Raw genomic sequence first — 7,192 nt, 5'->3', positions numbered from 1 at the left:
TTATCCCCTCCATATATTGTTTTCTCTTAATTCTGGTATAACATAAATGACTTAAGATCCGTATACAATAGAGTCAACTGTTGCAAAAATTTTTTTTACTGATTAAGAATTGAAACATCATGAGTTTAGACCGTTCGATTTTTCGGATCTCTCCCTTAATTCGTATTACTTTAGTTAGTTTATATATTACTTTGACTGTTCCTTTACCTTTTCTAGCTGAGGTAACCAATGCGCCTATTCCTTCTGAGTTATTATGGATAGGAATTTTTTTAGGTTTATTGGTTTTAATTGGGGCATTAAGTGAACGAGTGATTGTCAATGAAAGTCAGATTCAAGTTGTTTATCCTGTGTGGTTTCCTTCTTTTTTTCGCAAAGGATGGTCGTTAAATTGGTCAGATATCAAAGATTTAAAATTACGAACCACAGGACAAGGGGGTTTAGTTTATTATTTTATTAGTGAAAATTCAGATCAAGCTTATTTACTGCCTATGCGTATTGCTGGATTTTCTTATTTAGTTGAGATTGTTACTGAAAAAACAGGGATTGATACCACTGATATTCGTCCCCTTTCTCAACCTTGGATGTATTTAATTTTATTGGTTTGTACCCTGTTTCTATTCTTGATAGATAGTTGGACAATTTGGACAGCAATGACGATTTAGTTATTTCTATAAAAAAGTTGGATATTTTTGAACTTTATCCAACTAACTCACTTATTTCTTAATAAGAGAAACTAATTTTATTGTTCAACTTTGACTCCCTTCCAAAAGGCAACATAATCTTTAATGTTTTGCGCTTTTTCTTTGGGAGTCGGATAATACCAAGCAGCGTCTTGATTTTCTTGTCCATTGACTTCGATGGTATAGTAACTTGCTTGTCCTTTCCAGAAACAAGTGGTATGTTTATCACTTTCTTTAAAATACTGTTTATTATCTGTAGCCGAATCAGATAAAGAATCGTCAACGGGATCAGCCAGAGGGACTTCTTCAACTTCCGGTAACCGTTCCGCCGTCAAGTCTCTAGAGGTTTGACTACCCCCTGAAAGTCGCTTGAGCAATTTAGGACGAGGATCATGAAACAGATAGGTTACCTCATCCCCTTCTTGCCAATTTTGACTGGCTTGAACCACTTGTAAACTACCCTTTCGTTTGATCAGAAGGGGTAACACTTCCCCTTCTCGAATTAAGGCTTGAAAGTGGGCTTGTTTAAAAGATAGTCCAGGTTCTTGAAAATCTGTAATCCCTAACTTAAATTGACCTTCAGTTAAGTATTGATTCCACATTTTAATTAACTGTTGATCCACAAAAGCAGGATTGATGTGGGTTTTACTGCCTTTATTAGCATTGTTGTCTTGAGGGGCATTACTAGGGAAGATAGCAAAGACTCTAGGGGGTTTAAACTCTTCTGTGGCCCGTTGGGCTAAGACTAAATTAACTTGACCATTGCTAGTCAAGGCCATAAACGTTCCCATGGACTCAATGCCGGCTTCTTCTAAAACATCGGGATCAAGCGCACTACTTTGAAACACGGATAACCCTTCAGCTTCGGCTTGCTGACAGGCTTCGGGGTCCGTATCAATTAATACCACTGATTCCCCCCGTTGTTCAAATAATCGGCCCATGAGTCGACCTAAAGCATTACAGCCCACGATAACTGCCCCTCTCGCTTCGACGGCTGTTATTTTTAGTCCCTTAGCTACCCAACGGGCCGATAAGCCTTGAATAAAGACTGTCATCATGATCGTTAAAAAGACCAAGGCTTTAATTGAATCGCCCCCATTGATGCCTTTTTCGGTCAGTAAAATGGCAAATAAAGAAGCAACAGAAGCTGAAACAATTCCTCTGGGGGCAATCCATCCTAAAAAGAACTTTTGTCGCCAGTTTAGGTCACTGTTGATGGTACAAAAAGCAATACTAATGGGTCGTACCACCCACATTAAAGCGAGAACCGTTAAAACGCTACCCCATCCTAGGGCAAAAATACTGTCAATGGAAAGGTCCGCCGCTAAGAGGATAAATAGTACGGAAACACATAAAACGGTTAATTGTCCCTTAAACCGCCGTAATAGCCGTTCATCAGGAATAGAGGAAGCCCTTAAGACAATACCGGCCACCACTGTGGCCATTAACCCAGATTCACTACGACTGAGTTGAGCTAAGCCAAATAACCCCCAAACCCCGGCTAATACCACTAAGTTTCTCAAGTCTTCTGAGAGAAAGGGGGTATTTTTGAGAATAAAACCCAGTAATCCACCGCTTAACCCCCCAATGATCGCACCGATGGCAAATCGTAACAGCAAACCGCTAAAAATCTCTACAGGGGTTGCACTACTGTTTAAAATGGTATCGAGAACCACCACCGCTAAAATAGCCCCCACAGGGTCAATGAGAACCCCTTCACTTTCAAGGAGGGTGGCCAATTTGCGATCGACTTCTACTTGTTTGAGAAGGGGACTAATGACTGTCGGTCCTGTCACAACCACCAAGGCCGCGTAAAGAAAAGCAATAGACCAAGGAAATTCTGCTAACCAATGGGCAGCCATTCCCCCTCCCACTAGGGTAATGAGGGTTCCAAAGGTGACTAAGTTACGGAGACTCCCTGAGACTCTTCCTAAGTCCCGTAATTCTAGGTTTAATCCGCCTTCAAAGAGGATAATGGCTACAGAAAGGGCGACTAAGACTTCTAAGCCCACTCCGAGTTCATGAGGATGAAGAAAATTAAGACCATCGGCTCCGAGTATAATACCAAACAGAAGCAGAAAGACAATGCTAGGAACTTTAAAAAATTCGGCAATGACTTGGGCGCTAATGCCTGCAAGGACAGCCATGACAATTTGCAGGGTGAGTTCAAAGGATGCTTCCATAGGCTTACTGATGGCAAATCACTTTTAGAGGATGTGCTAAGGAATAACCTCCATAACGAGTCAATGGGTAATTACTGTTAATAATGATAGATAGGTACAAGGCTGTTAAAGATATCGTCTCCCTATAGTGAGCATTTGAGTAAAATCGATAACCCATAGGTACACTTACCCTATGGGTTGATGCCGATCATCATAATAATTTATTTTATGTTAGCTCATCAACTCATGGATTATTTCTTAGATCGTCTCTGTCGTAACATAGGATCAATTAAGATGCCATGAACCCATTGGATTTTGTTTTTCTGTTTCGGTTTTTCCTTATTCTAACCAATCAAAAATTTTTTCTAGTTGGGTCATATTAATTAAACCATATTTCCATAGTTGCATCGGCACTTGACAGGGGATGGCCTGGGTATCTCGTAAAGCCAAATTGACTTGTTCAGCAGGAATGTTTAATTCATCTTGTAAAAAAACGATTAACTTTTCTAACATCATTTAACTTCTCCTTATTTCATCATTAACAGGCACTCGAATCATTACCGACTCAGGCTGCTCCTGAGTTTGGTTACTTCTGATGGCCGTGGCAATGACAGCGACGATAAGAAGTTCGATGATAATGTTACTCATATTCTTGAGCCTCATGTAAAGTTATGTAAACTATCTTAATCATTTAGTAAAGAAATTGCAAGGAACCTTGCCAGATTCCTTGCGCTATATTAATGATTTTTTAAGATTTTAGGCGGCCATTAGTTCGGTTTCTACGGGTTGCGATCGCAATAACCGTTCAATAATGGCTTGAGGTTGACGACCATTGGCCACAATGAGACGATGAGATAACACATGAGGGGCGACATATTTAACGTCATCCGGCGTAGCATAGTCTCGTTCTTGTAGAAATGCCATGGCTTGGGTGGCCCGTTGTAAAGCGACGGTACCCCGTGGACTTACCCCTAAGCTAATGTCATCATCGGTACGGGTTGCTCGTACGATAGTAAGCATATATTGCTGTAAGGACGGGGTCACTTTTACCAAGCTAGTTAACCGTTGTAACTCTCGTACATCTTCTAAGGAAATACAAGGTTGTAGTTCATCAACCTGAACCCGTTGCAGTTGTTTTTGTAACATTTGCAATTCTTCGGCTTCATTAGGATAACCCATACTGAGAGAAATAGTAAAGCGATCCATTTGAGCTTCTGGTAGGGGGAAGGTTCCCTGGTATTCTACGGGGTTTTGGGTGGCGATAACAAAGAAGGGTTTAGGGACTTGACGCGCTTCTCCATCAACGGTTACCTGTTTCTCTTCCATCACTTCTAAGAGGGCAGACTGGGTTCTAGGGGTAGCGCGGTTAATTTCGTCGGCCAGTAAGACGTTAGCGAATACAGGGCCCGGTAAAAATTCAAATTCTCGACTATTGGGGTTCCAGATGTTGGTTCCGGTGACATCGGTGGGAAGTAAGTCGGGGGTACATTGAACCCGTTGAAAGCGTCCGTTAATAGAACGAGCTAATGACTTAGCGAGAAGAGTTTTACCGACACCGGGAACGTCTTCGAGTAATGCGTGTCCCCCACTTAATAAAGCCACCATGACGAGACGAATGGGCTTTTCTTTACCAACAATTGTACGACTTAGATTATCTGTGAGGGCGACAATTTTATCTCTCATAGGAAGTATTGGGGATAACTGAGTTTATGATCCATACTTAAGTTGCCCATTTTTGTGGTTATTTGTTACATCAAGTTACGTTTTTTCTTTAAAAGACTATTTATTTTTATCATCCTAAGTATCATCACTTATTTAGAGCCAAAAATCATTAATTTTTAATCATTTTCGGGTTTGTTTTGGAATATAATCAAATATATTAGATAACCGAGAAATTTTGAGAAGATGAAAAAAATCAATCTAGGATGTGGCGAAAGATACACCAAGGGTTGGATCAATTTAGATTTTAATTCTCACCACCCTGACGTAGTTTGCCATAATCTTTTAAGCCCTTTTCCTTTTCATGATGAAGAAGTCGATGTTATTTATAATAGTCATTTTCTAGAACATTTTTCAAGAGAAGAAGCAAAAAAAATATTAACGGAGTGTCACCGAGTTCTTAAAAAGAAAGGGATCATTAGAATCGTTGTTCCAGATTTAGAAAATATTTGTCGTGAATATTTAAAGCTTATCGATAATATTGAAGATATAGAAAGTCAAGAAAAATATCAATGGGTTATTATCGAACTTTTAGATCAAATGGTTAGGACAGAAAAATGGGGTTTAATGAATATTTACTGGCAACAAATAGTAGAAAAAGATAATCAATTTATGATTGATTATATCAACAGTCGTATGGGCTATGACATAAGACAATATTACACTAAAGCTGAATTACCTAACGCTTCTAAATCTCAAAACTTCAACTTGACTAAAATTAAAACAGAGTTCCTGAATTGGTATATTAAATTGATTAAAAATCTCTTACCACCTGCTTATCGTCAGTCCATTAATGATAATACAATGTTAGGAGAAAAACATAAATGGATGTATGATAAATATTCTTTACGTTGTCTTTTGCAGGAAGCTCAATTTTCTCATATTCGATTTTTAGATGCTACAACCAGTAATATTCCTAACTTTTGTAATGATCATCTTGATATTAATTTAGATGGAACCCCTTATCGAGAATCATCTCTCTATTGTGAAGCCTATAAATAAATAGATTCCTGAATTGAGAATGTATTAGTTATTCATTTACAGTAGTTAATAAGTCTCGTTTACGACTTCCTGACACCCGGATACGAATTTCTCCTTTATGATAGCGGTAACGTTCAATAATTTCTGCCCTTGCACCTTCTTTCGTTAAGACAACTCCTGTTTTCCAAACACAAGTTTCATTTTCAATCATAGAATGGGTTTCGACAATAAAACGGGTTAAGATACCTTTTGGCATAAATTCATATTCATAGCGCAAAAGTAGGTTATTTTCTTGATCCCATTCATATTCTGATTGTTCTGCACTTAATAATTGAGGTGCAATATAATTTCCTGATTGACTGGGTATTTCATAACAGAGTTTAAAGTTCATCATTAAGCGTAAAAGTTCACCGCGCATGGTGATATATTTTTCTTCATTCCAGATATTGTTTAGATCATTTTTATCAAATTTACCTAAGTTTTCTCTAACGGTTTTATTATCTAAGACTTTATACACTGCATCAGTTCCCCAAGCAGTATTGAGAATAATGGTTTTGTTTAATAGGTCATCATCTTTGAAGTGTAGAAATACTCCTAAGTCATGAAAATAACCACTCAAAACTAACATATCTTCTAACTCTTTAAATCCCTGTTCTCTGCAGATGTTTAAATATTCATCAAGACTGATATAGTTATGGGTTTCTTTTTCTAAAACTTCTCGAACTTTGACCCAATATGCCGGTAATTCTGTGCCAACATGAGGTAAGTTGCTGATATAATGTTGAATTTTATTGAGAATTTCAGGCAAACCTCTCTTAGTGGCCAAGTTGGTGGCTAAAGTTTCTTTAAAATTAGTAAATTCTCCTCTTAATTCTCGTTCATTAATGTCTCGTTTGCGTTCTTGTTTTTCATTTTTTATAACTAAAACAGGACTATTATCACTCAATAATTCAACCACATTTAACCAGTAATAAAAGTCGGTGTCTTCTTTGCGAGTATCTGCAACTAAAGTATAAAGGGATCTTTCAGTGAGAAAAAATTGATGAGTTTCATGATAAATTTCTTGTCCTCCAAAGTCCCAGATATTCACTCGAAATTCTTTACCATTATCTAGAGGAAAATAATATTGAATGACATCTATTCCTTCCGTTGACTTTTCTTCTGGTTTAAGTTGATAATTACTATCTTTTATTTTTTGTGCTAAGGTTGTTTTTCCTGCCCCTCCTTCCCCCAACAATTAAAAGTTTTGCTTCATAAAGATGATCAATTTCTTGCTCTAATTGTTGTTTATAAAAATTAATAACAGCTTGGGTTCCTTTTCCTATAATTTCGGGAGGAGGAAGGTTTGTTATTTGGTTATTCGACAGATCAAGTGAAGTGAGATTACTCAGTTTGCCAATTTCAACAGGAAGGTTTGTTAGCTGGTTAAATGACAGATCAAGTGAAGTGAGATTACTCAGTTTGCCAATTTCAACAGGAAGGTTTGTTAGCTGGTTAGACCTTAGATCAAGTGAAGTGAGATGAGCAAGGTTACCAATTTCAGCAGGAAGGGTTTTTAATTTATTGTACAACAATATAAGTGATGTGAGATGAGTGAGGCTACCAATTTCATCAGGAAGGTTTGTTAGTTGGTTAGACTTGAGATTAAGT

At 37.8% G+C, this 7,192-nt stretch carries 5 protein-coding genes and 1 pseudogene; 2 read left to right on the top strand and 4 right to left on the bottom strand.

Translation table 11 applies throughout. The annotated features are described in order from the left end of the window. Positions 1-119 precede the first annotated feature (119 nt). The gene (locus tag C4E06_RS10570; protein ID WP_107668029.1) at positions 120-662 is read left to right on the top strand and encodes a hypothetical protein; all 543 of its coding nucleotides are present in this window, start codon (positions 120-122) and stop codon (positions 660-662) included. 77 nt (positions 663-739) lie between these two features. On the opposite strand, the gene C4E06_RS10565 is transcribed toward C4E06_RS10570, so the two are convergent. The 3 genes from C4E06_RS10565 to C4E06_RS10555 form a co-directional block, all read right to left on the bottom strand. Further along, positions 740-2,863 carry a cation:proton antiporter gene (locus tag C4E06_RS10565; protein WP_157951143.1) on the bottom strand — a complete coding sequence of 708 codons (2,124 nt, stop codon included), beginning with the start codon at positions 2,861-2,863 and terminating at the stop codon, positions 740-742. Between the two features lie 318 nt (positions 2,864-3,181). Further along, positions 3,182-3,355: a DUF2949 domain-containing protein gene (locus C4E06_RS10560; RefSeq protein ID WP_087593338.1), complete on the bottom strand. Its 174-nt coding sequence runs from the start codon at positions 3,353-3,355 to the stop codon at positions 3,182-3,184. Between the two features lie 243 nt (positions 3,356-3,598). Continuing rightward, positions 3,599-4,525: a MoxR family ATPase gene (locus C4E06_RS10555; RefSeq protein WP_107668028.1), complete on the bottom strand. Its 927-nt coding sequence runs from the start codon at positions 4,523-4,525 to the stop codon at positions 3,599-3,601. Between the two features lie 222 nt (positions 4,526-4,747). On the opposite strand from C4E06_RS10555, the gene C4E06_RS10550 reads away from it, so the two are divergent. After that, a complete protein-coding gene (locus tag C4E06_RS10550; protein WP_107668027.1) occupies positions 4,748-5,563 on the top strand; it encodes a methyltransferase domain-containing protein in 816 nt (271 codons plus the stop codon). 37 nt (positions 5,564-5,600) lie between these two features. On the opposite strand, the pseudogene C4E06_RS10545 reads toward C4E06_RS10550, so the two are convergent. After that, positions 5,601-7,192, bottom strand: a pseudogene (locus C4E06_RS10545) (COR domain-containing protein); the annotation flags it as partial.

Source organism: Cyanothece sp. BG0011 (assembly GCF_003013815.1).
Lineage (GTDB): Bacteria > Cyanobacteriota > Cyanobacteriia > Cyanobacteriales > Microcystaceae > Crocosphaera.
Note: the sequence above shows the minus strand (reverse complement) of the source record. Positions and strands in the feature narration are given on the sequence as shown.